Source organism: Cupriavidus sp. SW-Y-13, assembly GCF_009793345.1.
Lineage (GTDB): Bacteria > Pseudomonadota > Gammaproteobacteria > Burkholderiales > Burkholderiaceae > Cupriavidus.
Genome location: NZ_WHLX01000001.1, coordinates 1,127,856 through 1,153,131 on the forward strand (window position 1 = coordinate 1,127,856; position 25,276 = coordinate 1,153,131).

The 25,276-nt window shown below is 64.5% G+C and carries 21 protein-coding genes and 1 tRNA gene; 14 read left to right on the forward strand and 8 right to left on the reverse strand.

The window, feature by feature from the left end:
• The gene (locus tag GA566_RS05185; RefSeq protein WP_137926277.1) at positions 1 to 534 is read left to right on the forward strand and encodes a peptidylprolyl isomerase; all 534 of its coding nucleotides are present in this window, start codon (positions 1 to 3) and stop codon (positions 532 to 534) included.
• Between the two features lie 139 nt (positions 535 to 673).
• Here the strand turns inward: GA566_RS05185 and GA566_RS05190 are convergent, their stop codons facing one another.
• Together GA566_RS05190 and mutS are read right to left on the reverse strand one after the other, a co-directional pair.
• Entirely contained in the window at positions 674 to 1,747 is a 1,074-nt protein-coding gene (locus GA566_RS05190; protein ID WP_237380061.1) for a hypothetical protein, read from the reverse strand.
• Positions 1,744 to 4,350 carry a DNA mismatch repair protein MutS gene (mutS, locus tag GA566_RS05195; protein WP_171020443.1) on the reverse strand — a complete coding sequence of 869 codons (2,607 nt, stop codon included), beginning with the start codon at positions 4,348 to 4,350 and terminating at the stop codon, positions 1,744 to 1,746. Before mutS ends, GA566_RS05190 begins: the two co-directional genes overlap by 4 nt.
• Before the next feature lie 609 nt (positions 4,351 to 4,959).
• On the opposite strand from mutS, the gene GA566_RS33185 reads away from it, so the two are divergent.
• Positions 4,960 to 5,457, forward strand: a complete 498-nt coding sequence (locus tag GA566_RS33185; protein WP_304523589.1) for a pilin — start codon at positions 4,960 to 4,962, stop codon at positions 5,455 to 5,457.
• 20 nt (positions 5,458 to 5,477) lie between these two features.
• Here the strand turns inward: GA566_RS33185 and GA566_RS05205 are convergent, their stop codons facing one another.
• A complete protein-coding gene (locus tag GA566_RS05205; protein ID WP_137926280.1) occupies positions 5,478 to 6,311 on the reverse strand; it encodes an inositol monophosphatase family protein in 834 nt (277 codons plus the stop codon).
• Between the two features lie 229 nt (positions 6,312 to 6,540).
• Between GA566_RS05205 and GA566_RS05210 the strand changes: the two genes are divergently transcribed.
• Positions 6,541 to 7,452, forward strand: a complete 912-nt coding sequence (locus GA566_RS05210) for an RNA methyltransferase (RefSeq protein WP_160471877.1) — start codon at positions 6,541 to 6,543, stop codon at positions 7,450 to 7,452.
• Positions 7,453 to 7,750: 298 nt separating this feature from the next.
• The gene (cysE, locus tag GA566_RS05215) at positions 7,751 to 8,494 is read left to right on the forward strand and encodes a serine O-acetyltransferase (protein WP_137926282.1); all 744 of its coding nucleotides are present in this window, start codon (positions 7,751 to 7,753) and stop codon (positions 8,492 to 8,494) included.
• Here the strand turns inward: cysE and GA566_RS05220 are convergent, their stop codons facing one another.
• From GA566_RS05220 to GA566_RS05235, 4 genes are all read right to left on the reverse strand, one after another.
• Positions 8,495 to 9,283, reverse strand: coding sequence for a UDP-2,3-diacylglucosamine diphosphatase (locus GA566_RS05220; protein ID WP_137926283.1), 789 nt, complete (start codon positions 9,281 to 9,283; stop codon positions 8,495 to 8,497).
• A gap of 74 nt (positions 9,284 to 9,357) precedes the next feature.
• Complete coding sequence (locus GA566_RS05225; RefSeq protein ID WP_137926284.1) at positions 9,358 to 9,858, reverse strand: peptidylprolyl isomerase; 501 nt, start codon at positions 9,856 to 9,858, stop codon at positions 9,358 to 9,360.
• 39 nt (positions 9,859 to 9,897) lie between these two features.
• Complete coding sequence (locus GA566_RS05230) at positions 9,898 to 10,518, reverse strand: peptidylprolyl isomerase (protein WP_137926285.1); 621 nt, start codon at positions 10,516 to 10,518, stop codon at positions 9,898 to 9,900.
• A gap of 78 nt (positions 10,519 to 10,596) precedes the next feature.
• Entirely contained in the window at positions 10,597 to 11,289 is a 693-nt protein-coding gene (locus GA566_RS05235) for a tetratricopeptide repeat protein (protein ID WP_160471879.1), read from the reverse strand.
• A gap of 210 nt (positions 11,290 to 11,499) precedes the next feature.
• Here GA566_RS05235 and cysS point away from each other — a divergent pair, with 210 nt between their 5' ends.
• From cysS to GA566_RS05265, 6 genes are all read left to right on the forward strand, one after another.
• Positions 11,500 to 12,897, forward strand: coding sequence for a cysteine--tRNA ligase (gene cysS / locus GA566_RS05240; protein ID WP_137926287.1), 1,398 nt, complete (start codon positions 11,500 to 11,502; stop codon positions 12,895 to 12,897).
• A complete protein-coding gene (locus tag GA566_RS05245; RefSeq protein ID WP_160471881.1) occupies positions 12,894 to 13,697 on the forward strand; it encodes a DNA-3-methyladenine glycosylase in 804 nt (267 codons plus the stop codon). Before cysS ends, GA566_RS05245 begins: the two co-directional genes overlap by 4 nt.
• Before the next feature lie 135 nt (positions 13,698 to 13,832).
• On the forward strand, positions 13,833 to 14,804 hold the full coding sequence (locus GA566_RS05250; RefSeq protein ID WP_137926289.1) for an acetyl-CoA carboxylase carboxyltransferase subunit alpha: 972 nt from the start codon (positions 13,833 to 13,835) through the stop codon (positions 14,802 to 14,804).
• Positions 14,770 to 16,239 carry a tRNA lysidine(34) synthetase TilS gene (gene tilS / locus GA566_RS05255; RefSeq protein WP_202126662.1) on the forward strand — a complete coding sequence of 490 codons (1,470 nt, stop codon included), beginning with the start codon at positions 14,770 to 14,772 and terminating at the stop codon, positions 16,237 to 16,239. The genes GA566_RS05250 and tilS overlap by 35 nt, the downstream gene beginning before the upstream one ends.
• Positions 16,240 to 16,379: 140 nt before the next feature.
• The gene (locus tag GA566_RS05260) at positions 16,380 to 17,630 is read left to right on the forward strand and encodes an aspartate kinase (RefSeq protein WP_137926290.1); all 1,251 of its coding nucleotides are present in this window, start codon (positions 16,380 to 16,382) and stop codon (positions 17,628 to 17,630) included.
• Positions 17,631 to 17,802: 172 nt separating this feature from the next.
• A tRNA-Ser gene (locus GA566_RS05265) sits at positions 17,803 to 17,896 on the forward strand.
• A 224-nt stretch (positions 17,897 to 18,120) separates the two neighbouring features.
• Here GA566_RS05265 and GA566_RS05270 read toward each other — a convergent pair.
• Positions 18,121 to 19,032 (reverse strand): LysR family transcriptional regulator, encoded by a 912-nt coding sequence (locus tag GA566_RS05270; protein WP_137928490.1) that lies wholly within the window; start codon positions 19,030 to 19,032, stop codon positions 18,121 to 18,123.
• 274 nt (positions 19,033 to 19,306) lie between these two features.
• Here GA566_RS05270 and GA566_RS05275 point away from each other — a divergent pair, with 274 nt between their 5' ends.
• Genes GA566_RS05275 through GA566_RS05290 form a run of 4 tightly spaced genes read left to right on the forward strand, consistent with a single transcriptional unit; the run spans position 19,307 to position 25,272 of the window.
• Positions 19,307 to 22,339 (forward strand): molybdopterin cofactor-binding domain-containing protein, encoded by a 3,033-nt coding sequence (locus GA566_RS05275; RefSeq protein WP_160471883.1) that lies wholly within the window; start codon positions 19,307 to 19,309, stop codon positions 22,337 to 22,339.
• Positions 22,336 to 23,151 carry a xanthine dehydrogenase family protein subunit M gene (locus GA566_RS05280; protein WP_137928488.1) on the forward strand — a complete coding sequence of 272 codons (816 nt, stop codon included), beginning with the start codon at positions 22,336 to 22,338 and terminating at the stop codon, positions 23,149 to 23,151. The genes GA566_RS05275 and GA566_RS05280 overlap by 4 nt, the downstream gene beginning before the upstream one ends.
• Positions 23,148 to 23,726, forward strand: coding sequence for a (2Fe-2S)-binding protein (locus tag GA566_RS05285; RefSeq protein WP_137928487.1), 579 nt, complete (start codon positions 23,148 to 23,150; stop codon positions 23,724 to 23,726). Before GA566_RS05280 ends, GA566_RS05285 begins: the two co-directional genes overlap by 4 nt.
• A complete protein-coding gene (locus tag GA566_RS05290) occupies positions 23,719 to 25,272 on the forward strand; it encodes an AMP-binding protein (RefSeq protein ID WP_160471884.1) in 1,554 nt (517 codons plus the stop codon). The genes GA566_RS05285 and GA566_RS05290 overlap by 8 nt, the downstream gene beginning before the upstream one ends.
• The last annotated feature ends 4 nt before the right edge of the window (positions 25,273 to 25,276 follow it).

Below are 25,276 nucleotides of genomic sequence, written 5' to 3' on the forward strand. Positions count from 1 at the left end.
TTGAAAATCGCTAAGAACACGGTGGTGTCCGTGATGTACAAGCTGTCGGACGCGCAGGGCAATCTGATCGAAGAGTCCGATGAGCCCATGGTCTATTTGCACGGCGGCTATGATGGCACGTTCCCCAAGATCGAGGAAGCGCTGGACGGCCACGACGTCGGTTTCGAAACCCAGCTGCAGCTCGAACCCGAAGACGCATTTGGCGACTACGATGCTGAACTGGTCAAGGTGGAAGCGCGTGACCGCTTCCCCGAGCCGCTCGAAGTTGGCATGCAGTTCGAGGGCGTACCCGAAGACGGCGACGATGAAGATACGATCGTCTACACCGTGACCGATGTGGCGGAAGACAAGGTGGTGCTTGACGGCAACCACCCGCTGGCCGGCATGGCCCTGCGTTTCTGGCTGCAAGTTTCCGAAGTGCGTGAAGCCACCGACGACGAAGTCGAGCATGGCCACGCCCACGGTGCCTCGGGCATCGAAGTCGTCGACGAAGACGACGACGGCGAAGGCGAAAGCCCGCGCACGCTGCACTGATCCACTCTCGATTCCCTTACGAATCTTCCGGGCGATACGCGACAGGTCATCGCAAGAAGCAAGCAAAAAGCCGGCATTTGCCGGCTTTTTGCTTGGCTGCGCAGACTGTTTGTCTGCCATCCACTTCGTTTGATCCTGGTCAGTTGTTTTTCGGCCCATCCTGCAGCGTCACCTGGAAAACCGATCGTGTGTTGGGCGTGACAGTCAATTCGACCCAACGGGCTGGCGTCCCGATCGGGAGCGATACGCGCGTGAAATTGCCGAGGATCTTGCCGTCCTTGTCCTTCAGGGGTTTGTCGATGCTGAAGCCGCTGTCGCTGGCGTGTATCAGCAGCACCTGTCCCGGAAATTTTGCGCTGAGTTCGCGCATCTGATTCTTGAATTCCAGATAGCCGTCGCGGGTGCCACGTCGCATGAAGCCATCGAGCAGCGACGGCTTGCCGCGCTTTTCCCAACCATTCCCGAACTCCGGGTCGGCATGCGCCACCACCAGGATGCCGGGCAGGTCGCGTTGCTTGGCCACCGAGAACGCGCGATGCAGCCATTGCCGGTTGGCTTCGCGACGGTCCTCGAACTCGCCGTTTCGGCCGCCCTCGCTCCGATAGTGGTTGTTGTCGCCGGGCAGGTTCAGGCCCACTACCATCACGCCACCCACTATCAGCCGCACGTTCTCGCGGAAGCTGCGGAACATCGCCTGGTCCGACTGCCGGATCACCGGCAGCGTTCGACGGCCCAGCGTCGTGTCCACCGGAAAATACAGTTCGCGCAGGCGGTTCAGGCGCTCAACGGCGTCGAACTTGCCGTTGACGGGCTTGTGGCATTCGGCCCAGTCGGTTTCTCCGGGCACGAAGAGCAGCGGGGCAGGCGAGTCATCCAGCACGCGCTGCCGCGCACCCAGAATGGTGTCCGCACACGATTCGGTATCGCCCTTGATGCCACCTGCATGGATGATCAGCGCCATCTGTCGGGCGTTCATCAGATCGAACAGCGCAGAGGCGTCAGTCTCGGCCTCCGGCCATTGCGGCACGTCGGCAATCAGTCCGATACGCGTCGGCTGGACCACCGGCGCGGGCGGGGGACGAACCGCAGTGGTACGAGCGGCGTAGGCCGGGCCGGGTATGCTCAGCCACGCGCTGCATACGACGGTCAGGAGCGCGACGCCGAGCGCGCGCCGGCCATGGCAGGTCGAGCCAGTCGGGCAAGGTGCCGTCATGGCCGGGTAGCGGACTGCGCGAGCGTCTTGAGCCGGTACAACGCTTCCAGCGCATCGCGCGGCGACAGGTTGTCCGGATCGATTTCCTCCAACGCGTCGAGCGCAGCGGAAGATTCGCCCATGACCTGTGTCTGCATCGGCGCGGGCACTTCCATCTCGTCGTCCAGCGGCGTGGCCGGTGCGGCGAACAGGTCCATCTGCGGTGTCGGCGTGGCATCGGCCGACTGCTGTTCGAGCCACGCCAGATGTTTGCGCGCGGCACGAATCACCGGCTGTGGCACGCCAGCCAACTGCGCCACCTGCAGGCCGTAGCTCTGGCTCGCCGGACCGTCCTGCACCGCATGCAGGAACACGATGCCGTCGCCATGCTCCACAGCGGACAGGTGGACGTTGGCGGCCTGCGGGAACTCCTGCGGCAGCTGCGTCAATTCGAAGTAGTGCGTGGCGAACAGCGTATGGCTGCGGTTGTGCGACAGCAGGTGCCGCGCGATGGCCCACGCCAGTGCCAGGCCATCGAACGTCGATGTACCGCGTCCGATTTCATCCATCAGGACAAGGCTCGACGGTGTGGCGTTGTGCAGGATGCCGGCGGCCTCGGTCATCTCGACCATGAACGTCGAGCGCCCGCCCGCCAGATCGTCGGCGGCGCCAATGCGCGTGAAGATGCGATCGACGGGACCGATCACGGCGCGGCGTGCGGGCACCCAGGCGCCCACGCAGGCCAGCAACACGATCAGCGCGGTCTGGCGCATGAACGTCGACTTGCCGCCCATGTTCGGGCCGGTGATCAGCAGCAGCTTGCGCGCCTCCGTGAGGTGGCAGTCATTGGCGATAAACGCGACCGACTCCGCCGCCAGTTGGCCCTCGACCACCGGATGCCGGCCCTGCGAGATGTCGATCACGTTCTCGGTCACGCGTTCCGGCTGTGTCCAGTCCAGCGTTCGCGCGCGCTCCGCGAGCGTGGCCAGCACGTCGAGACGCGCCAGCGCGGCGGCCACGCGACGCAGGCTGCCGATATGCGGCAGCAGCGTCTGGAGCAGCGCCTCGTACAACTGTTTCTCGCGTGCCAGCGCACGGTCCTGCGCCGACAGCGCCTTGTCCTCGAAGGCTTTCAGTTCTGGCGTGATGTAGCGCTCGGCGTTCTTGAGCGTCTGGCGGCGCCGGTAGTCGTCGGGTACCTTGTCGGCTTGTCCGTTCGTGACCTCGATATAGAAGCCATGCACGCGGTTGTACTCGACGCGCAGATTGGAAATGCCGGTGCGTTCGCGCTCGCGGGTTTCCAGGCTGATCAGGAATTGCCCGCAGTTTTCTGAGATGTCGCGCAGTTCGTCTAGCTCCGCGTCATAGCCGCGCGCGATCACGCCGCCGTCGCGAATCACGGTCGACGGCTCGTCTGCCACGGCGCTCGCCAGCAGATCCAGGCAGTCTTGCGGGACATCGAGTTCCTCGAGCGTCTCGGCCAGCAGCGCGGCGTCATCGGCCAAGGTGACACTGGCCTGTACCAGCGGCAGGCCACGCAGCGTATCCCGCAGGGCCGACAGGTCTCGCGGCCGTGCCGACAGCAGTGCGAGCCGCGCCGTGATGCGCTCGACGTCGCACAGCTTGCGTAGATGCGACCGGACAGCGTCGGGGTCTTGTGAGATGAGCGCGCCAATGGCTTGCTGACGGGCACGCGGCAGTGCCGGATCGCGCAGCGGATGATGGAGCCAGTGCCGCAACGCGCGGCTGCCCATTGTCGTGGAGCAGGTGTCGAGCAGCGAGAACAGCGTGGGCGATTCGCCGCCGCGTAGCGTCTCGGTCAGTTCGAGATTGCGGCGCGTGGCGGTGTCGATGCCCACGAACTCCGATTCGCGCTCGACGGTCACGCCTTGCACGTGGCGCAAGGACTGGCCCTGCGTACTTGCCGCGTAGTTGAGCAGCGCGCCCGCAGCACCCAGTGCCGCGCCAAGTCCTGCGCAGCCGAACGGCTCCAGGCTGGCGACACCGATCTGCTCGCGCAGGCGCCGCGTGCCGGCTTCCTGGTCGAAATGCCATTCGGGCAGCCGCGTGCGCGCACAGGCCAGGGCGGGCAGTTCGATGCCATCGGCGTAAAGCAGTTCGGCGGGGCGGACACGTTCCAGTTCGCGCGACAGTTGCGCGCCATCGCATTCCATCAGCCGCAGTTCGCCGCTGGCGAGGTTCAGCCATGCAAGACCGGTCTTGCTGACGCCGCGTCGCGTGGTCTGCTGGTGGACGGCCATCAGGAACGAGTCGACCTTGTCCGACAGCAGCGCGGCATCGGTCAACGTGCCCGGCGTCACGATTCGCACGACCTTGCGCTCGACCGGCCCCTTGCTGGTGGCCGGGTCGCCAATCTGCTCGCAGATCGCCACGGATTCGCCCAGCTTGACCAGTCGTGCGAGGTACTGATCCGCCGAGTGGAAGGGGATGCCCGCCATGCGGATGGGTACGCCACCGGACTGGCCGCGTGCGGTCAGCGTGATGTCGAGCAGCCGAGCGGCCTTCTCGGCGTCGTCATGGAACAGCTCGTAGAAGTCGCCCATCCGGTAGAAAAGCAGCGTGTCCGGGTGGTCCGCCTTGATGCCGGTGTACTGCTGCATCATCGGGGAGAGTTTTTCGGCTTGCCCGGACTTGGCCGCTTTATCCACCTTGGCCGTCTTGGCCGGCTTCTCGGAATGTTCCGGGACAGCCGAGTCGCCTTGGGTGGCTATTGCGTCAACGGCGTCAGAGCGGTTGTCGCCGACCGTGGCGCTGTCGGTTGCGGGAAGGTTGGAAAGGGTTTCTGCGGACATGCGTTCCTCGCGGGCGGTCTGGCAGGGCCGCCGGTGTATCGGTTGCCACATCGGGGATGGCTGGCGGTACGTCCGGATGCCTCGGGGCATCCGCGCGGCCAAGCCATTCCTTCCGTGGCGCAAAGCGGCATTTTACTGCCTGGTCAACCCTCGGCCCATGCGGCGGATTCTCATTTTTGAATGAGACGTTTCGCCTCTGACGAATTTTTGGTGGGACGCTTCTTGGCGAAGTGCAGCATGCCGGGATTTGTCACCTGGTCCGGCAGCGCACATCGAACTTGTCAGCCCGAAGGTACGCGCGACGTGACCGGCGGACAGAATTTGTCACTTCCGGGGTCGTTCAGACATGGCACAAAGCTTGGATAGGACCGCAGGCACCGGCACGAATCCAATAAAACGCCGACAACGGGACGAGTAAGTATGCGCAGCAAGAAAGCGGGAATGGGGCCGGAACAATCCGAAAGAAAGCGCGGCAGGCTCGAAAGGGGTTTTGCGCTGATCGAATTGATGATCGTGGTGGCAATCATCGGGATCCTGGCCGCCATTGCCATCCCGACCTACCAGGATTACACGGTCAAGGCGCAGGTGGCGCGAGCGTTCTGGGAGGCATCGGCCTACAAGATCCCGGTGGAGGAGCGGCTGCAGCACGGCGTGCATGCATTCCCCGATGCCAGGGACGCACTGGGCTATATCCAGTCGCCGCTGACCGCCACGCCTAATACTTTCGTGTTCAACGCGGATGGGTCTGGTGCCATCGTGGTGTTGCTGGATGGCGATGTGCATGTGGCCGCCCGCAACACGCGTATCACGGTGGGGCGGCTGACCGATGGGACGTGGAACTGCGCGGTGCGAGGCGGCAGCGATGGTTTCAAACAGAACTACCTGCCCACGGCCTGTACCCTCGACAGGAGCGCCTGACGGCGCCCCCCCGGCGAAGATCAGTCCTGGATCGGCTTCAGCTTCGGCTTGGCGTTGTCCAGCGAGAACGGCGTCAGCAGGCGCACCATCTGCGCAAATGCCTTCGGGTTGCCGGCCAGCACTTCGCCTTGTTCCATCTGGCGCGATTCGCCAGCGTAGTTGCCCACCAGGCCGCCGGCCTCGGTGATCAGCAGCATGCCGGCTGCCATGTCCCACGGTTTCAGGCCGGTTTCGAAGAAGCCATCCAGGCGGCCGCAGGCCACATAGGCCAGGTCCAGCGCTGCGGCGCCCGGGCGGCGCAGGCCAGCGCAGCTACGCGTCATCAGCGAGAAGATTTCGAGGTACTCGTCCATGCCGTCGAGATCACGGAACGGGAAGCCCGTGCCGATCAGGCAGTCGGCCAGCTTGTCGCGGCGCGTCACGCGGATGCGGCGGTTATTCAGGAACGCGCCGGCGCCCTTGCTGGCCGTGAACAGTTCGTCACGCGTGGGGTCGTAGACCACCGCCTGCGAGGGTACGCCCTTGTGCAGCAGGCCGATCGAAACCGCGTATTGGGGAAAGCCGTGGATGAAGTTGGTCGTGCCGTCGAGCGGGTCGATGACCCAGGTGAATTCGCTCTGCTCTTCGCCTTCGGCCCAGGATTGGCCGGACTCTTCCGCTAGAATGGCGTGCTCGGGGTAGGCGGTGCTGATGATCTCGATGATCGCCGCTTCGGCTGCGCGGTCGACTTCGGTCACGAAATCGTTGTGCTGTTTGCGCGAAACGCGCACCAGGTCGACGTCCATCGACGCACGGTTGATGATGGAACCCGCCTTGCGGGCCGCCTTGACGGCGATATTGAGCATCGGATGCATGAATCTCTCCAGACGGCGCAGCAAGGCATGGATCGCGCGGCGTCCCCGCCAGCATGGTGGTCAGGAATGCGCGAATGCCCGGCGTTGGCCGAACAACACAACGGATTGTAGAAGAACGAGGGGCGCCGCCGGTTCTGGCGACGCGCCGCAAATTGAAGGCAGCATTGTATAGGAAACCCGGCCCGCCGCACGCCTCGATGCGGTAATCGGTGACGACGGGCCATCCCAAATGACTGAAGCGTTGAATCAACCGGCCGGACCAGATCCGGCATCCCCGGCATCGTGTGATCCGGGGAACATTTTTTCCCGGGTCCGTGTGGTGCTCGTGGAGACAAGCCACCCGGGCAACGTGGGTTCGGTGGCGCGTGCGATGAAGACCATGGGCTTCGGTGCAGCGCCGGGCGGCCTTGTGCTGGTGTCGCCGCGCGAGCCTGATGTGTTGGCCCATGCCGATGCCGTGGCCATGGCCAGTGGCGCGGACGATGTGCTGGCGGGCGCCCGTATCGTCCCCGATATCGAGACCGCGCTGGCCGGAACGGCCTTTACCGTCGCGATGACGGCGCGCCAGCGTGAATTCGGCCCGCCCCGCCTGCTGCCGCGTGCGGCGGCGGCGCAGGCACACACGGTGCTGGCCGGTGCGGACGACGCAGCCATGATCGCCTTCGTGTTCGGCAACGAGCGTTATGGCCTGCCCAACGAGGCGGTGCTGCGCTGCTCCGCCGTGACCCATATCCCGGCCAATCCGGCCTATAGCTCGCTGAATCTCGCGCAGGCGGTGCAGTTGATCACCTACGAAATGCGCCTGGCGCTGCTCGATGGGCAAGTGCCGCGCGGCGAGGCGGCCTCGGACGCCACGCCCAATATCGGCTATTCTGGTGAGCCTGCCACGACCGAGCAGATCGAATCGATGTTCGGGCATCTGCAGGCGGGGCTGGCGGCTATCGGGTTTCTCGATCCTGCCAATCCGCGCAAGCTGATGCCGCGCCTGCGCCGGATGTTTGCCCGCGCCGGCCTGGAGCGCGAGGAGGTCAACATCCTGCGCGGCATCGCCAAGCGGATGCTGCTGACGGGCGGCAAGCCCGCCGGCGCGGACGCTGCAGGGCAGGTTGACGACGATATCGACAAGGACATCCATCCGTGAATTTCTACCCGGCATTCGCACCGCACGACGATACCCGAGGCGCCTCCCGCCATCTGGGGTCGTGCGGCTGTTGCCGGCTGCCGGATCGATGTTGAGGGCACTGCGACCCCAAAGGCCCTGACAGCGTCAGGGGCGGCGGCAGGCTCGCAAATCTCTTACACTCGCTGCTCGCATGCGACCGGACCGTCCCCCCACGGCCGCACAGAGCGCAGTACCCGCTTACCGCTTATGACCGCGCCGGCGACCGTCGTGCTCTTGCATGGATGGCGCATCGGCGCGGCAACACGACACGACAAAGATGTTCACTCGCCTGAAGGAAGAAATCGACGCCATCATGCGGCGGGACCCCGCCGCGCGCAGCCGTCTCGAGGTGCTGACCTGCTATCCGGGCCTGCATGCCGTGATGTTCCACCGCGTGGCCAATGCCTGCTGGCGGTCCGGATTCCATTGGCTGGGGCGCTGGATTTCGCACTGGTCGCGCTTCCTGACCGGCATCGAGATCCATCCGGCGGTAAAGCTGGGGCGACGTGTGTTCATCGACCACGGCATGGGCGTGGTGATTGGCGAGACTGCCGAGATTGGCGATGACTGCACGATCTACCAGGGCGTGACGTTGGGCGGCACGTCGCTCTACAAGGGGCAGAAGCGGCATCCGACGCTGGGTACGGGCGTGGTGGTCAGTGCCGGCGCCAAGGTGCTGGGCGGGTTCGAGGTGGGCGATGGCGCCCGCGTGGGTTCGAATGCCGTGGTACTGAAACCGGTGCCGCCCGGTGCGACTGCGGTAGGTATTCCGGCGCGCATCATCATGCCCGATGCGCCGGCCTCGCAGCAGGGCGCGAAGCAGGAGTTCTCGGCCTACGGCATCACGCCGAATGCGGACGATCCAGTGTCGCTGGCCCTCAAGAGCCTGATCGACAATGCGGCCAAGCAGCATGACCGCATCGAGGCCGTGCTGGCCGCGCTCGATCGCCTTGGCGAACATCTCGAGAACACCCCGAACGACCGTTTCGATGCCAGCGAACTGCGCAAGATGATGAAGTAGTCAGGCGCGCGGCAGCACGCTGAAACCGCTGGCGCCGAGCTGCAACACGGCGGCACGTGGGTGGCGGCCGTCGAGATCCCAATCCGTCAGCACCCACCGTTCACCACCAGTGTGCGCGTGCAGGGCCGGCCGGTGCGTGTGGCCGTGGACGAGCGTGCTGGCGGCGCTGTCTGTCAGCAATTTCTCGACTGCTTCGGACGCGGCATCGCCATAGGTGGGCGGCGGTGCATCGGCAGGCTGGCGTGCACGGCCGGCCTCGCTGTCGGCGCGCAGGCGCCGCGCAATGCCAAGCCGCGTGGAAAGCGGCAACATCAGGAACAGCCGTTGCACCCAGCGCTTGCGTGTCCAGCGCCGGAAGCGCATATAGCGCTCGTCATCGGTGCAGAGCATGTCGCCGTGGCTCAGTACCACGCGGCGGCCGGCGCAGTCGATGATGGAGGGATCGGGTAGCAGCGTGGCGCCTGCGGCGGCGGCAAAGCGCTTGCCGATCAGGAAATCACGGTTGCCATGCATCAGGTAGACCGGCAGGCCGGTGTCGGCCACACGGCGCAGCGCAGCGGCCACGCCTGCCGCGAACGGCGTGTCGGTCTCCTCGTCCCCGACCCAGAATTCAAAGAAATCGCCCAGGATGAACAAGGCGCCCGCGTGTCGCGCGGCGTCGCTCAATACCTGGTCGAATGCCTCCAGCGTGCGGGGCATGCCGGGAGTCAGGTGCAGATCGGAAATGAACCACGCCGGCGCCTGCACCGGAATCGGTGCGGCCACCGGCGTGTGGGTGGTTGCGGTCATGCGTGTCGGATGGGCGTGTTGACTTGTTCACCACGAGCGGCATGCCCGCAATCGGATGGCACGGGTTGCCGGAATTACTCGACGATCGTGGCCTTCTGGATCACGACGTCTTCCATCGGCACGTCCTGGTGGAAGCCCGAGCTGGCGGTGCGCACGCCCTTGATGGCGTCCACGACGTCAGTGCCTTCCACGACCTTGCCGAACACGGCGTAGCCGAAGCCTTGCGGCGTGGGCGAGCTGAAGTTCAGGAAATCGTTGTCCACCACGTTGATGAAGAACTGGGCGGTAGCCGAGTGGGGCGCGTTGGTACGGGCCATTGCCACGGTGTAGCGATCGTTCTTCAGGCCGTTGCCGGCTTCGTTCTCGATCGGGGCATCAGTGTCCTTCTGCTTCATGCCCGGCTCGAAACCGCCGCCCTGGATCATGAAGTTCTTGATCACGCGGTGGAAGACCGTGTTGTCATAGTGGCCCTTGCGCACGTACGACAGGAAGTTCTCCACCGACTTCGGGGCCTTCTCGGCATCCAGTTCGATGGTGATGACGCCTTGCGTCGTCTGGAGTTGTACCTTGCTCATGGGGTTACCTCTCGGTGTTCGGTGTTCGGGTTGCGGATATTACTTGGTGACGACGGTGGCGGACTCGATCACGATCGGGGTGGCCGGTACGTTGCGCATGGCGCCGTAGGCCGTGGTCGGCGTGGTCTTCATCTTGTCGATCGTATCGGTGCCTTCCACCACCTTGCCGAATACGGCATAGCCGTTGCCATCGGGCTGCGGATAGTCGAGGTTCGGATTATCCACCACATTGACAAAGAACTGGGCGGTTGCCGAGTTCGGGTTCGATGTGCGCGCCATGGCCACGGTGTACGTCTTGTTCTTCAGCCCGTTCTGGGACTCCAGCGGAATCGGGGCGCGCGTGGGCTTTTCCTTCATGTCACGGTCATAGCCGCCGCCCTGGACCATGAAGCCGTTGATCACGCGGTGGAAGATCGTGCCGGTATAGAAGCCGCTCTTCACGTATTCCATGAAATTGGCCACGGTCTTCGGCGCCGCGTCGGGGTACACCTCGATCGTGAACTTGCCGGCGCTGGTGGTGAACTGCACACGCTCGGTCTTCTGCGCGGCGGCTGCCGGGCTGGCGCCCTGGGCCAGGGCGGCCAGCGGGCTGAGGCCGATTGCGGCGGCCAGGGCACCGGTCAGGGCCATGCGTCGGGAAAAGCGGCGGGAGAAGGTCATGTCTGGACTCCGGAATTCAGAACAAAAGCAGTCGATCAGAGAGAGCTAAAAAGGGAGGCGGCAGAACCCGGCGGCTGACTACCGTGCAGCGGGAGTCTTGCCGCGCGACGCGGGCGCAGCAGGCGCCGCAGCGGGCGCGCTGGCCGGTGCGGCGGACGTAGCCTCCGCGCCTTGCAATTGGCGCAGGCTGGCGGCGGCACGCGTATCTGCGGGGTTGCGGCGGACGGCTTCGCCATAGGCCTGCTGGGCCAGCCGGCGATAGACGTCGCCCAGGTTGCTCGACGCGATGGCGTAGTCTGGCTTGGCCTGCAACGCCAACAGCAGTTCGGCCTCGGCGCGCTTCAGATCTCCGCGCTTGGCGTAGAGCAGGGCAAGATTGTTATGCGGTTCTGGCAGTTCGGGGAAATCCTGTGCCATTTCGGAGAATGCCTGCACGGCTTCATCGTCGCGGTTCAGCTTGGCCAGGGCCCATGCGCGCTGGAACCGGGCCTGAACGTTGCGCGGATTCTCGGCCAGTACCTTGTCGAAACCCTTGATGGCGTCTTCGTAACGCTTGTCGTTGACGGCTTTCTGGGCGGGCGCCATGCCGGGATCTGCCGATGCCAGCCCGCTAGGCGGCGCGGCGGGGGCCTCCAGCGACACCGGCCCGTTTTGCGCGACGGCCGGCATGGCCGTCAGCGTGGCAGCCATCGCCAGGGCGCCGGTCAGCGCGGAGAGGGAGGCGCCACGGCGGGCAGCGGCAAAGTGCAGGATGGGCAGAGGCAGGCGCATGTAGAGGCAGATCGTGGCGGTTCGTTATACTCCGCGGCATTCTAGCAAAGCGGCGCGGCGTGCAGCACGCGCCGCTGGGTTGCCGGTCCGCAGCGCGGCCCGCGCCCCGGCCGGACCCGAAAGCTTCCGGTAAGATATGGGGCCTGCGCGCCATGGCGCACGTGTTCTTCGCGCCGTCACCTACCGCTGTCACCTACTCCTATCCGCTTCATGCAGCAATTGAACATCTACAACACGCTCGCGCGTGAAAAGCAGCCTCTCGTGCCTATCGAACCCGGCAAGGTCCGCATGTACGTGTGCGGCATGACCGTGTACGACTACTGCCACGTGGGCCACGCGCGCGTGATGGTGGTGTTCGACATGGTGCACCGCTGGCTGCGCGCCGCCGGGTACGAGGTGACGTACGTGCAGAACATCACCGATATCGACGACAAGATCATCCGCCGCGCCGCCGAGAACGGCGAGACCATCGGGCAGTTGACCACCCGTTTCATCCAGTACATGCATGAGGATGCGGCTGCGCTGGGCATTATCCGTCCGGATTACGAGCCCCGCGCCACGGAGTACGTGCCGCAGATGCTCAACATCATCGAGAAGCTGGAGGCCAAGGGGCTGGCGTACCACGCCGCCGACGGCGACGTGAATTACTCGGTGCGCAAGTTCCCGGGCTACGGCAAGTTGTCCGGCAAGTCGCTGGAAGACCTGCGCGCTGGCGAGCGCGTGAGCGCCAACGACGCCAAGCAGGATCCGCTCGATTTCGTGTTGTGGAAGTCCGCCAAGGCAAGCGAGCCGCCCGAAAGCAAGTGGGACTCCAAGTGGGGTAGCGGGCGTCCGGGCTGGCATATCGAGTGCTCGGCCATGAGCTGCACGCTGCTGGGCGAGCACTTCGACATCCACGGCGGTGGCGCAGACCTGCAGTTCCCGCACCACGAGAACGAGATTGCGCAGTCCGAGGGGGCCAGCGGCAAGCCGTTCGTCAATATGTGGATGCACAACGGCTTTGTGCGCGTGAACGACGAGAAGATGTCGAAGTCACTCGGCAATTTCTTCACGATCCGCGATGTGCTGAAGGAATACGATGCCGAAGTCGTGCGCTTCTTCATCCTGCGCGCGCACTATCGCAGCCCGCTGAACTACAGCGATGCGCACCTGGACGACGCCCGCCATGCTCTGACGCGCCTCTACACGGCACTCAAGGAATCGCAGCCCGGCGGCTGCGCCGTGGATTGGGAAGAAGCCCATGCGAAGCGCTTTGCCGATGCGATGAACGACGATTTCAACACGCCGATCGCCGTGTCCGTGCTGTTCGACCTGGCCAGCGAGGTCAATCGCACCAGTGGCGCCCACTCGGCCATGGCCGCGCGCCAGCTCAAGGCGTTGGCGGGCACGCTGGGCCTGCTGGAACGCGATCCGCATACCTTCCTGCAAGGTGGCAGCGTGGCGGGCGCGCTCAGCGGCGAGCAGATCGAAGCGCAGATCGCCGCACGCAAGGCCGCCAAGGCCGGGCGCAATTTCGCCGAAGCAGACCGCATCCGTGCCGAGCTGCTGGAGGCCGGCGTGGTGCTCGAAGACAAGCCGGGCGGCGCCACCGAGTGGAGGCGTGCTTGAACGCTGCCGCGCGCAAGCCAAAGACTGCCGCTACCGGTCCGGCACCTGCCGGAAAGGCCGCGGCCCGTCAGGCGCCGAAAGCGCCGGCCGCGAAGGCTGCCAGGCTGGCTGGCACGCGAGGCAAGCCAGCGCTGCCCGAAGCGGATGCCGTTCCGCTACCGGTCGAGACCGTCATCGACGCCGAGCGTCCCGCCTACTGGGACGAAGCCTGCGCCGACCTGATGAAGCGCGACCGCATCCTGCGCAAGATGATTCCGACGTACGGCCCCGCGCATCTGGTGTCGCGCGGCGATCCGTTCATCACGCTGGCGCGCGCCATCGTCGGCCAGCAGATCTCGGTCAAGGCCGCGCAATCCGTCTGGGACCGGCTGGCGGCGCTGTGTCCGCGCGTGACGCCTGCCCAGTTCCTGAAGGCGGGCACCGAGCAACTGGCTGGCTGCGGCTTGTCCAAGCGCAAGGCCGAGTACATCACGGATCTGGCCCAGCATTTCAAGTCGGGCAGTGTCCATGTCGACGATTGGGCTAGCATGGATGACGAGGCCGTGATCGCCGAATTGACGCAGATCCGTGGCATTGGTCGCTGGACGGCGGAAATGTTCCTGATGTTCAACCTGACGCGTCCCAACGTGCTACCGCTCGACGACGTAGGATTGATCAACGCGATCTCGGCCAATTATTTCAGTGGCGAGCCGGTCACGCGCAGCGAAGCGCGCGAGGTGGCGGCCAACTGGGAGCCCTGGCGAACGGTTGCCACGTGGTACATGTGGCGTAGCCTTGATCCCTTACCCGTGACGTATTAGGCACCGGGTAAGCCCTTATTGTTGTAGTGAAGGCGTTGATTCCTGCTAAAAGCGCATAAGAATCAACATATTGGGTGGCAGTAACCGGCAAATTTTCCGGTAGAATGCGCCCCTTCACAGACAGGTCCGCGCTTTATGAAAACTACCTTCCTGGATTTCGAGCAGCCGATTGCCGAGCTCGAGGCAAAAATCGAAGAACTGCGTTTCGTGCAGGACGATTCGGCTGTCGACATTTCCGAAGAGATTTCGCGGCTGGCTGGCAAGAGCCAGCAACTGACCAAGGATATTTACGCCAACCTGACCCCGTGGCAGGTTGCGCAGATTGCCCGCCACCCCCAGCGTCCTTACACGCTGGACTACGTGCGCGAGATCTTCACTGACTTCCACGAACTCCATGGCGACCGCGCATTTGCGGACGACCTGTCGATCGTTGGCGGCCTGGCCCGCTTCAACGGCCAGGCTTGCATGGTGATTGGCCACCAGAAGGGTCGTGACACGAAGGAGCGCGCGCTGCGCAACTTCGGTATGTCGAAGCCCGAGGGCTACCGCAAGGCCAAGCGCCTGATGGAACTGGCCGACAAGTTCGGCCTGCCGATCTTCACGTTCGTCGATACGCCGGGCGCATTCCCGGGCATCGACGCCGAAGAACGCGGCCAGTCCGAAGCCATCGGCCATAACCTCTTCGTGATGGCCGGCCTGCGTGTGCCGCTGATCGCGACGATCATTGGCGAAGGCGGCTCGGGCGGCGCACTGGCGATTGCCGTGGGCGACGTCGTGCAGATGACGCAGTTCGCCACGTACGCCGTGATCTCGCCGGAAGGCTGCGCGTCGATCCTGTGGAAGACTGCCGAGAAGGCACCGGAAGCCGCCGAGGCGCTGGGCCTGACCGCGCACCGCCTGAAGGCGTTGGGCCTGATCGACAAGATCGTGAGCGAGCCGCTGGGCGGCGCGCACCGTGATCCCAAGGGCATGGCCGCCATGCTCAAGCGCTCGCTGGCCGAGTCGCTGCGCCAGTTCCAGGGCATGAGCGTCAAGGAACTGCAGGCGCGTCGCCACGAACGCCTGATGGCGTATGGCAAGTTCAAGGAAACCGGCGTCCAGGAATGACGTGAGCGTTGAACAATCTTTGACCGCGAAGGTCGCACAGGCTCTCCAGGCCGGTGCGGCCTTTGTTGTTTCTGGCGGTCCCTCGCCAGTGACGGTGGCCGTGGCGCTGTCAGGCGGCCGCGATTCCGTGGCGCTGCTCCACGCCACACGCGCCGCACTGGCCGAGTCGTTCCCACTCGTGCGTCTCGTCGCGCTGCATGTCCATCACGGACTGCAGGTGCAGGCCGATGCGTGGAGCGCGTTCTGCGAGCAACGCTGCGCTGGCTGGCAGGTGCCGCTTCTGACCGCACGCGTTGTGGTGGAAGCGAAAGCGGGTGAGGGCATCGAGGCTGCCGCGCGCCGTGCCCGCTACGCGGCGCTGGGACGCATGTGTCGCGAGCAGGGTGCCACGCTGCTGCTATTTGCCCATCATCGCGACGATCAGGTGGAAACGGTGCTGCTGCGCCTGTTTCGTGGAACCGGCGTGGCGGGCATGGCCGGCATGCCGGCGCGCCGGCCGCTCGACGCGCAGGGCGACGTGCAGTTGCTGCGTCCCTGGCTCGATGTGCCGCGCACGGATATCGAGGCGTATGGCGCGGCCGAGTCGCTATCGTGGATCGATGACCCGTCCAATGCCGATACACGCTTCGCGCGCAATGCGCTGCGCGCCAAGCTTCCACTGCTACGCCAGGCGTTTCCTGGCCTCGATGGCAACGTGACGCAGGCCGCCGCGCATTTCGGGCAGGCCGCTGCCATGCTCGACGCGCAGGCAGCCAGCACGCTCGCGCACCTCGTCAAGTCCGGTCGCGACGCCGACACCCTTTCCGAACTCGAACTGTCTGGCCTGCGCGCCTTGCCATCGGAACATGCCGATGCAGTGCTGCGCCACTGGCTGCGTGACCTCGGCGCGCAGCCGCCCACTACCGCACGTCTGGCCGCGATGCGGGCCCAGTTGATCCAGCATGGCGGCGGCGAGCCGGCCATCGCGCACGACGGCCTCGTCCTGCGCCGCTTTCGCGATCGGGTGCTGGCCTGCCGTGCCGTGCCGGCCGAGACGCCCGCGCCGTTCCTGTTCGATTGGCGAGGCGAGTCTCGCATCGTGGTGCCGGCGTGGCGTGGCGAACTCCATATCACGCGCGATGACGATTTTGGTGTGCCGCAGGCGGTGATGGAGCAGCCGCTGCGCCTTGCCGCCAGGGCGGGCGGCGAGCGCATCGTGCTGCGGCCCGGCGGCCCGGCCCGCGCGCTCAAGCAGGCTTACCAGGAGGCGGGAGTCCCTGCCTGGCGTCGGACGTTTCTGCCCCTGCTTTGGAGCGGAACGGCTGCCGACGCGGTGCTCGTGATGGTCGCCGGCCTTGGTATGCAGCGGCGCTGGCCAGCAGACGCAGCACGCGCGCCACGCTGGCGAGTGGAGTGGAAAGAACTGCCGTCCTTGCGCGCCGGACACGCCTTGTGAATCCTTCTTGTGAAAATTATTCACAAGAAAATTTGCAAATACGGGGCTTTTTCAGGGCTGTTTTCGGCCTCCGCGCCTTTACTGGCAAGCCCGGATCGTATATCTTCGACGGTTTGCACAACCGCTGGCGTCGATAGAAGATGGCTCTCATCGTTCACAAATACGGCGGCACTTCGATGGGTTCCACGGAACGCATCAAGAATGTCGCCAAGCGCGTAGCCAAGTGGCACCGCGCCGGTCACCGCGTAGTCGTGGTGCCTTCGGCCATGTCGGGCGAGACCAATCGCCTGCTTGGGCTCGCCAAGGAAATTTCCGCGCAGCCGGACCCGCGCGAGCTGGACATGCTGGCCTCCACGGGCGAGCAGGCCAGCGTGGCACTGCTTGCCATCGCCATGCACGGCGAAGGCATCGATGCGGTTAGCTACACGGGGTGGCAGGTGCCGGTGAAGACCGACTCGGCCTACACCAAGGCCCGCATCGAATCGATCGATGACGAGCGCATCCTCGGTGACCTGGAGCAAGGCAAGGTGGTGGTTATCACCGGCTTCCAGGGTATCGACGACGACGGCAATATCACCACGCTGGGCCGTGGCGGTTCGGACACCTCGGCTGTGGCCATTGCCGCTGCCATCGAGGCTGACGAGTGCCTGATCTATACCGACGTGGATGGCGTGTACACGACCGATCCGCGCGTGGTCGAGGACGCCCGCCGACTGGACAAGATCACCTTCGAGGAAATGCTGGAAATGGCCAGCCTGGGCTCCAAGGTGCTGCAGATCCGCTCGGTGGAGTTCGCCGGCAAGTACCGCGTGAAGACGCGCGTGCTGTCGTCGCTGACCGACCCCCTGTTGCCGCTCGAGCAGGAAATGCACTCGGGCACGCTGATTACTTTTGAGGAAGATTCTGAAATGGAAGCAGCCGTCATCTCCGGCATCGCCTTTGCCCGCGACGAGGCCAAGATCACCGTGCTGGGCGTGCCTGACAAGCCGGGCATCGCCTACCAGATCCTGGGCCCGATCGCCGACGCCAATATCGACGTCGACATGATCATCCAGAACCAGTCCGTGGACGGCAAGACCGACTTCACGTTCACGGTGCCGCGCGGCGACTATCAACGCGCGCTGACGATCCTGAACGACAGCGTGAAGGCCCATATCGGCGCGGCCAATATCTCGGGCGACCCGAAGGTGTCGAAGGTCTCGGTGGTGGGCGTTGGCATGCGCTCGCACGTTGGCATCGCCAGCAAGATGTTCCGCACGCTGTCGGAAGAGGGCATCAACATCCAGATGATCTCCACGTCGGAAATCAAGATCTCGGTGCTGATCGACGAGAAGTACATGGAGCTCGCCGTGCGCGCGCTGCACAAGGTGTTCGAACTCGATCAGGCGTGATCCGGTTCTGAAGTTTTCTGGCGTGGCGGGACCTCGCGGTTTATGGTCCTGGAATGCGATGACGAATGCGGTGATTTTTGTCACGAGTCATCGAAAATTCATTGACCACTCGCACCTGCCTCGCTAGAATACGCGCTTCGTTGTGTGGCCTCCCTCGCACAACGCAGGTTTGGGAGACGTGGCCGAGAGGTCGAAGGCACTCCCCTGCTAAGGGAGCATCTGGGCTAAAACCCGGATCGAGGGTTCGAATCCCTCCGTCTCCGCCAGTACATCTGTATAGGCGGCGAAACCCCGGAAGATCGCGGTCTTCCGGGGTTTTTGTTTTTTGGAGCGGGTTTCCGCGACGCGTATCTGTGGACTTGGGCAACCAGTGAGAAGCCCCGCGCCGCTCGGCGCGGGCAGAGTCGAACTCCGAATCCATCCCCGCCGAGAGCATGCCCTTGCCTCTTGGCAGGCCCGCGAAGGAACACCTGGCCTCATGCGCGCGGCGCTATTTGGACTCAGGCACGCCGCATACGCGTTTGATTTCCTCTGTGACGATGGAAATCAACGCTTCGGTTGCAGTACTGAGTGGCCTGAGTGGATGGCTGACGCAAACGAGATGGCGGACAATGCGCGGCGCGACGATGGTGTGCATGCGCAACCTGCCGTCATCCACCGCACGTTGCACGATAATGCGCGGAAGCACTGTGACAAAACGCGTGGCTTCCACGAACCGCACGATGGTGCCGAGAATATCGATCTCGAACTTGGGGGAAAGCGTGACGTCCTGGGCCTGCGTGGCGGTGTCGAGCACCACGCGCAGGCCGTGCCGCTTGGTGGGTAGCACGAGTTCCAGGGCGGGGAGCCTTGCCATCTCCACGGATTCCGGCAGCACCGGGCCGTGACTGGCACTTGCCACCAGCACCATTTCTTCGTCGTGCATGGGCAGCACCTGAAGCGACGGGCGGCCGCGCTGCAAATGAAGCACGGCTGCATCGAGTTGGCCTGCGGCAACCAGATCCATCAGCGCCGCACTCATGCCGTCCGCAACGGACACCTCCACGTTCGGATATCGCTGGTTGAAACGTGCCAGCGAATCCACCAGCACGCTCTCGGTCTCCGAGGCCACCATGCCAATGGTGATGTGCCCCGCCATCTGTTCTTCGCGCTGCATCATCTGCTGCCGGGCGCCGGCAATGTCACGCATGATCGGCAGGAACAGGCGATACATCATGCGGCCCGCTGGCGTGGGGACCATGCCATGTGGAATGCGCTCGAACAACTTCTGATCGAACTCTTCTTCGAGTCGGGCAATCTGCATGCTCAGTGCCGGCTGCACGATATTCAGGCGCTTGGCCGCGCGGGTCACCGACCCATCTTCGAACAAGGCAAAGAAGTACTGAATCTGTTTAAGGTCCATTGCCGATATCAGTCATTATTTGGTGAATACATCAATATTTATGATGACGCGCGCTAGCGCAAAATATAGACGCGCTTGCGGTGATGCGCCGTGGCCGCCTATTTCCAGGCTTTGAGGATGTCTCAAAGCATATGTTCTTCATATCATATGAAATGATGGACCGAATCAAAAAACAATATTAGTCGTTATATCGCAATCTCTCTAATCTCCGTCTGACGTTGCACGGTTCCAGTGGCCCATCGGCCCGGAGCTGACCCGCAGACTGGAGTAGCAAATGAAGAGATTCGATGCTGGCGACATGACCGGCACGGCACAGGAGACACAGGCGATATCGCCGGCGCGGCACGTTGGCCGGCCGATGGAGCGCCTTGAAGACCCCGCCATCCTGAGTGGCAGGGGCCGGTTTGCCGATGACCTCGGCGTTCGGCCCGGCACCTTGCACGCTGCGGTACTGCGCTCGCCTCATGCGCATGCCGAACTGGGCGTCATCGACGCCGCCGCCGCACTCAAGGCGCCGGGTGTGCGCGCCATCCTGACCGGCGCCGATCTTCCCGCCTGGTCCCGGCCCTTCGTGGTCGGCGTGAAGTTGCCCATGGAGCAATGGGCGCTTGCCATGGACCGTGTCCGATACGTCGGGGAGCCGGTGGCAGTTGTCGTGGCGGAAAGTCGCGCGCTGGCAGAAGACGCGCTTGACCTGATGAGAGTGGAGTACAGGGTGCTGCCCCCGCTGGTTTCCATCGAGGCCGCAGCGTCCGAGGACGCACCGGTGCTCCATCCCAAGCTCGACAGCAACATCGTCAGCGATCGTCATTTCCGTTATGGGGAGCCGGAGGCCGCATTCCAGGCAGCGCCGCACCGCGTATCGTTGACGGCCCACTACCCACGCAGCACCTGCACGCCGATCGAATGCGGGGTGGTTGTTGCCGAACATCTGCCGGGTAACGAAGGCTACCAGGTGACATCGAACTTCATGGGGCCGTTCTCCCTGCACGCCGTGATGGCGATGGCGTTGGGCGTGCAGGCCAATCGCCTGCGCCATGTGGCGCCGCGCGACTCAGGCGGCAGCTTCGGCGTCAAGCAGGCGGTGTTTCCTTATGTCGTCCTGATGTGTCTGGCCTCGCGCAAGGCAGGGGCACCGGTGAAGTGGGTGGAAGATCGTCTCGAACATCTGACGGCGGCCACCTCTGCAACGGCTCGGCTGTCTACGTTGGAAGCAGCAGTCGAGGCAGATGGCCGCATCGTCGCGCTGTCGTATGACCAGCTTGAAGATTGCGGCGGTTACCTGCGTGCGCCGGAACCCGCCACGTTCTATCGCATGCACGGCCTGCTGACGGGCGCCTATGCGATTCCAAACCTGTTGGTGCGCAACCGCGTGGTCTTGACCAACAAGACGCCGACCGGCCTCGTGCGCGGTTTCGGCGGGCCGCAGGTGTACTTTGCACTGGAACGTTTGATCCAGCGGATCGCCGTGGAACTCGGTCTGGACCCGCTCGATGTCTATCGTCGAAACTTTGTTCCGGCCGATGCGTTTCCCTATCACGCGGCAGCGGGCGCGCTGCTCGATTCCGGCAACTACCCACTGGCGATGTCTCGCGCGCTGGAAGCTGGTGGCTACGACGAACTGAAATCGCGACGGGATGCCGCGCGTGCGGACGGCAGGTTGTACGGCATCGGGTTTGCAGCCATTGTCGAGCCCTCGGTGTCCAACATGGGCTACATCACCACGGCCACGCCGGTGGAGGCCCGTCGCAAGGCCGGTCCGAAGAATGGTGCCATTGCCAGCGCGACGGTCAGCGTGGACCTGCTTGGCGGCGTGGTGGTGACCATCGCATCCACCCCGGCAGGCCAGGGACACATGACGGTCTGCGCACAGGTGGTGGCCGACGTGCTGGGCGTTGACCCGAACGATGTCGTCGTCAACGTCGAATTCGATACCCACAAGGATGCTTGGTCGGTCGCGGCCGGCAACTACTCCAGCCGTTTCGCCGGTGCCGTCGCCGGCACCGTGCATCTGGCGGCTATGCGGGTACGCGAGAAGCTGGCGCGCATCGTCGCCTCCCAACTGGGTTGCGAGCCTGCCGATATCGACTTTGCCAATGGCCGCATTCAGCGCAACGGTGCTCCCGATACTGCCGTGCCGTTCGCACGCGCAGCCAGCAATGCGCCGCACTGGTCGCCGCAGTTGTTGTCGGCAGGCGAGGAGCCAGGTCTTCGCGAAACGGTCTTCTGGTCTCCGCCCAACCTCGATGCGCCGGACGAACAGGATCGTGTCAATACTTCCGCCTGCTATGGCTTTGTTTTCGACCTTTGCGGTGTGGAGATCGATCGGGCGACTGGACGCGTTCGCATTGACCGCTATGTCACCGCGCACGACGCCGGCAAGCTACTCAACCCGGCACTGGCCGATGGGCAGATCCGCGGCGCGTTCGCGCAGGGGCTTGGCGCGGCACTGATGGAAGAGCTGCGCTATGGCGCCGATGGCAGCTTCCAGTCCGGCACGCTGGCGGACTATCTGATGCCCACCACCTGCGAAGTGCCTGACCCGCTGATCGTCCATCTGGAAACACCGAGCCCTTTCACACCTCTCGGTGCAAAGGGCCTGGGCGAAGGCAACAACATGAGCACGCCGCCGTGCATCGCCAACGCGGTGGCGGATGCGCTCGGCGTGAGCGATATACGCCTGCCGCTCGTACCCGCCAAGGTGATGTCGATGATCGGCTTCGACGATCCGCCGCCGTCGACGCCCGCGCTGGCCGAAGCATCTGGAGACGCCCCGGCAAATGGCAAAGGCGGAGAGCGTGGCAAGGCACTGACCGCGCGCGGCTCGGTAGATCTGGATGCAACGCCGGAGGCCATCTTTGCCGTCCTGCTGGACCCGGTCGCGCTCGCCAACGTCGTGCCGGGGTGCCACGCCCTCACACGCATCGGCGACAACCGCTATCGCGCTGACGTAACCGTAGGGATCGGCATGATCAAGGCGCGCTATGAAGCCGAGATCGCGCTGTCGGACCTGCAGCCACCCCATCGGCTGCGTCTCGAAGGGGCGGGTCTGTCGTCGCTGGGAAGTGCGCGCGGAGCAGGGCTGGTCGAGTTGGCACCACATGGCTCTGGCACGCGGCTGACGTACGACTACGAGGCCGAGGTATCCGGGAAAGTCGCCGCAGTCGGCGGCCGCATGCTTGAAGGTGCCGCCAAGGTGGTGCTGCGCCAGTTGTTCGAATCGCTCGGCCGGCAAGCCAGTGGCAAGCCAACCTCCAGGCCAGGCTGGATCACGCGCCTGCTGGTGCGACTGGGAGTGCGCAAATGAAGCCCGCAGCATTCGATTACCTGCGTGCCGAAACGACGGAGCATGCGCTGCAAGCACTGGCCTCGGGCGACGACGGAGTGCGCGTGATGGCCGGCGGACAGTCGCTGATGGCCGTGCTGAACATGCGTTTGTCGCAGCCGCAACTGCTCGTGGATATCTCGCGCACCACGGAGCTGGACACCGTGCGTGTCGAGGACGGAAAGCTCGTGGTGGGTGCAGCCGCCACGCAGGGCCGCGTGGAATGGCGGCCGTCCTTGATGGACGAGGTTCCGTTGCTCGCCATGGCCTTTCCGCACATCTCTCATTTCCAGATTCGCAATCGCGGCACGGTGTGCGGCTCCATCGCGCACGCCGATCCGAGCGCCGAACTGCCGCTCGTGCTGACCGCGCTGGGTGGCGAGGTTGTACTGCGTTCGCAGCGCCGCCGCCGCGTGCTGCCCGCGTCCGATTTCTTCCAAGGGATGCTGATGACATGCCGTGAGCCGGACGAACTGGTCGAGGCGGTCCGCTTTCCGCTGCGGAAGCCGGGCGCGCGATATGGCTTCTCCGAGTTCTCGGCGCGGCATGGTGATTTTGCCTTGGTCGCTTGCGCTGCCGTGGTCACTGACGACGCCATCGCGCTCGCGGTGGGTGGCGTATCGGACCGGCCCGTGCTGGAGACATGGCCGCGCCTGCATGGCAAGGCGCTGCTGGATGCGATCAACGACTTTAGCTGGAAGCTGGGCGCGCAGGACGACGCCCATATCAGCGCGCAGTACCGCCGGCATCTGGTGCGGCAGTTGGGCATGCGCGTAATCGAGGAGGCAAGATGAGCAAGACCCCCAAGGCCGCACCGGTGAGTGCGTTCCCGGTGATGCGGCGTGACGAGCGCCACAACATCACCTTGATCCTGAATGGCGCGAACAGGACAGGCCAATGCGAATCGCGCGAACTGTTGTCCGATTTCCTGCGTCACGGACTCGGTGCCACCGGCACCCATGTGGGCTGCGAGCACGGCGTCTGCGGTGCCTGCACGGTTCGCGTCGATGGTGTGGCCGCGCGTTCGTGTCTGATGCTGGCCGTTCAGGCCGATGGCCGTGACATCGAGACTGTCGAAGGACTCGGGTCCGACGCAGGTCTGGGCGATTTGCAGGCAGCATTCCGGCGCCATCACGCGCTGCAGTGCGGCTTCTGCACCGCGGGCATCCTGATGTCATGCGCGGACTACCTGGAACGCGTGCCACAGCCAACCGAGGCACAGGTTCGCGACATGCTGTCCGGCCACCTGTGCCGCTGCACCGGATACACGCCGATTGTCGCCGCCGTGCTCGACGTGGCGGCCAGCCGTGCGCAAGCGCGCCAGAGCGAGAGCGCCCGATCCGCCGCCGGGGAGCCTTGCCATGCTTGATCTCGGTCGGACCTTTCTGCAAAGCGTGGAGCGGAGTCCTCGCGCACTTGCCATCGTCGACGGCGAGTTGATGCTGACCTACGAGCAGTGGCTGGCGCGCATCCGCTGCGTGGCCGCCGGCCTGCTGGATATGGGCCTGCACCCCGGCGATCGCATCGTCACGCTGTTGCAGAACCGCTGGGAGATGGCGACGCTGCATTGGGCATGCCAGTTCGCGGGCATCGTCATCGTGCCGCTGAACTGGCGCGCCAAGCCGGATGAACTGGACTACTGCCTGCGTGATGCCGCCGTGAAGGCGCTGGTGTACGAACCGGTGAGCGCCGATGCCGTGCTGGACTGCGATGGCGCGGGCGATATTCCCTGCATTGGTCTGGACGATGCACCCGGCGGCTCGCTCTCATTCGACCTGCTTCTGGGCGCGACGCCCCATGGCGAGGGTGCGCTGGCCGAAGCCGGCGATGTATCGCTCATGCTGTACACCTCCGGCACCACCGGAAGACCCAAGGGCGTGCCGCGCCGCCACCGGCAGGAACGTGCAGCAGCGTTGGCGCACGTCGCGCAGAACCTGTACCGGCATGGCGAACGGACCCTCGGCGTCATGCCGCTGTATCACACGATGGGTGTGCGCTCGCTGCTGGCCATGGCGTTGGTCGACGGGCTGTTTGTCTGCGTGCGGCGATGGAATGCGTCGCAGGCGCTGCAGGCAATTACCACGCATCGGGTGAGTTGTCTCTATCTGGTGCCTACGCTCTACCACGACCTGCTGGCGGACCCGGCCTTCGCGGGCACGGACGTGCGCACCGTCACGAAGCTCGGTTTCGCTGGCGCCGCCATGAACGATGGGCTCCTGAACCGGCTGGAAGACGCGTTCCGGCCAGAACTCTTCGTCAATCACTATGGGTCCTCCGAGGTCTATACCTGCAGCATCCACCAGGACGCACCGCGCAAGCCCGGCAGTGCCGGCCGTGCTGGCCTGAACACGCGGCTGCGCATTGCCCGGCTCGACGCTGACTCGCCAGAAGATGTTGTGGCAACCGGCGAGGAAGGCCAGATCATTGCCGACCTGCGCGGCGACGAAGCGTTCGAGGGTTACTGGAACCGCGACGACGCCAATGCGAAATCCCTGCGCGACGGCTGGTATTTCACTGGCGACATTGGCTACTTCGATGCCGATGGCGACCTGTACGTTACCGGTCGCGTGGACGACATGATCATCAGCGGCGGCGAGAACATCTCGCCCGCCGACATCGAATCGGTGCTGTCGCTGCACCCAGGCGTGGATGAGGTAGCCGTGGCTGGCGTGCCCGATGCGCGCTGGGGACAGAAGGTGGTGGCATTCGTCAAGCCACGGGGCGCGGTGGATGCCCAGGCACTGGACGACTACTGCCGCGGTTCCGATCTCGTCAACTTCAAGCGTCCGCGCGGCTACGTGTTTGTCTATGACATCCCGAAATCGCCCGTCGGCAAGATCCTGCGCCGCAAGCTGTCGGCGGGCGAGTACCACGCCATTTCATCCCTTCCCTATAGCGATCCCATCACGGAGTAACGAC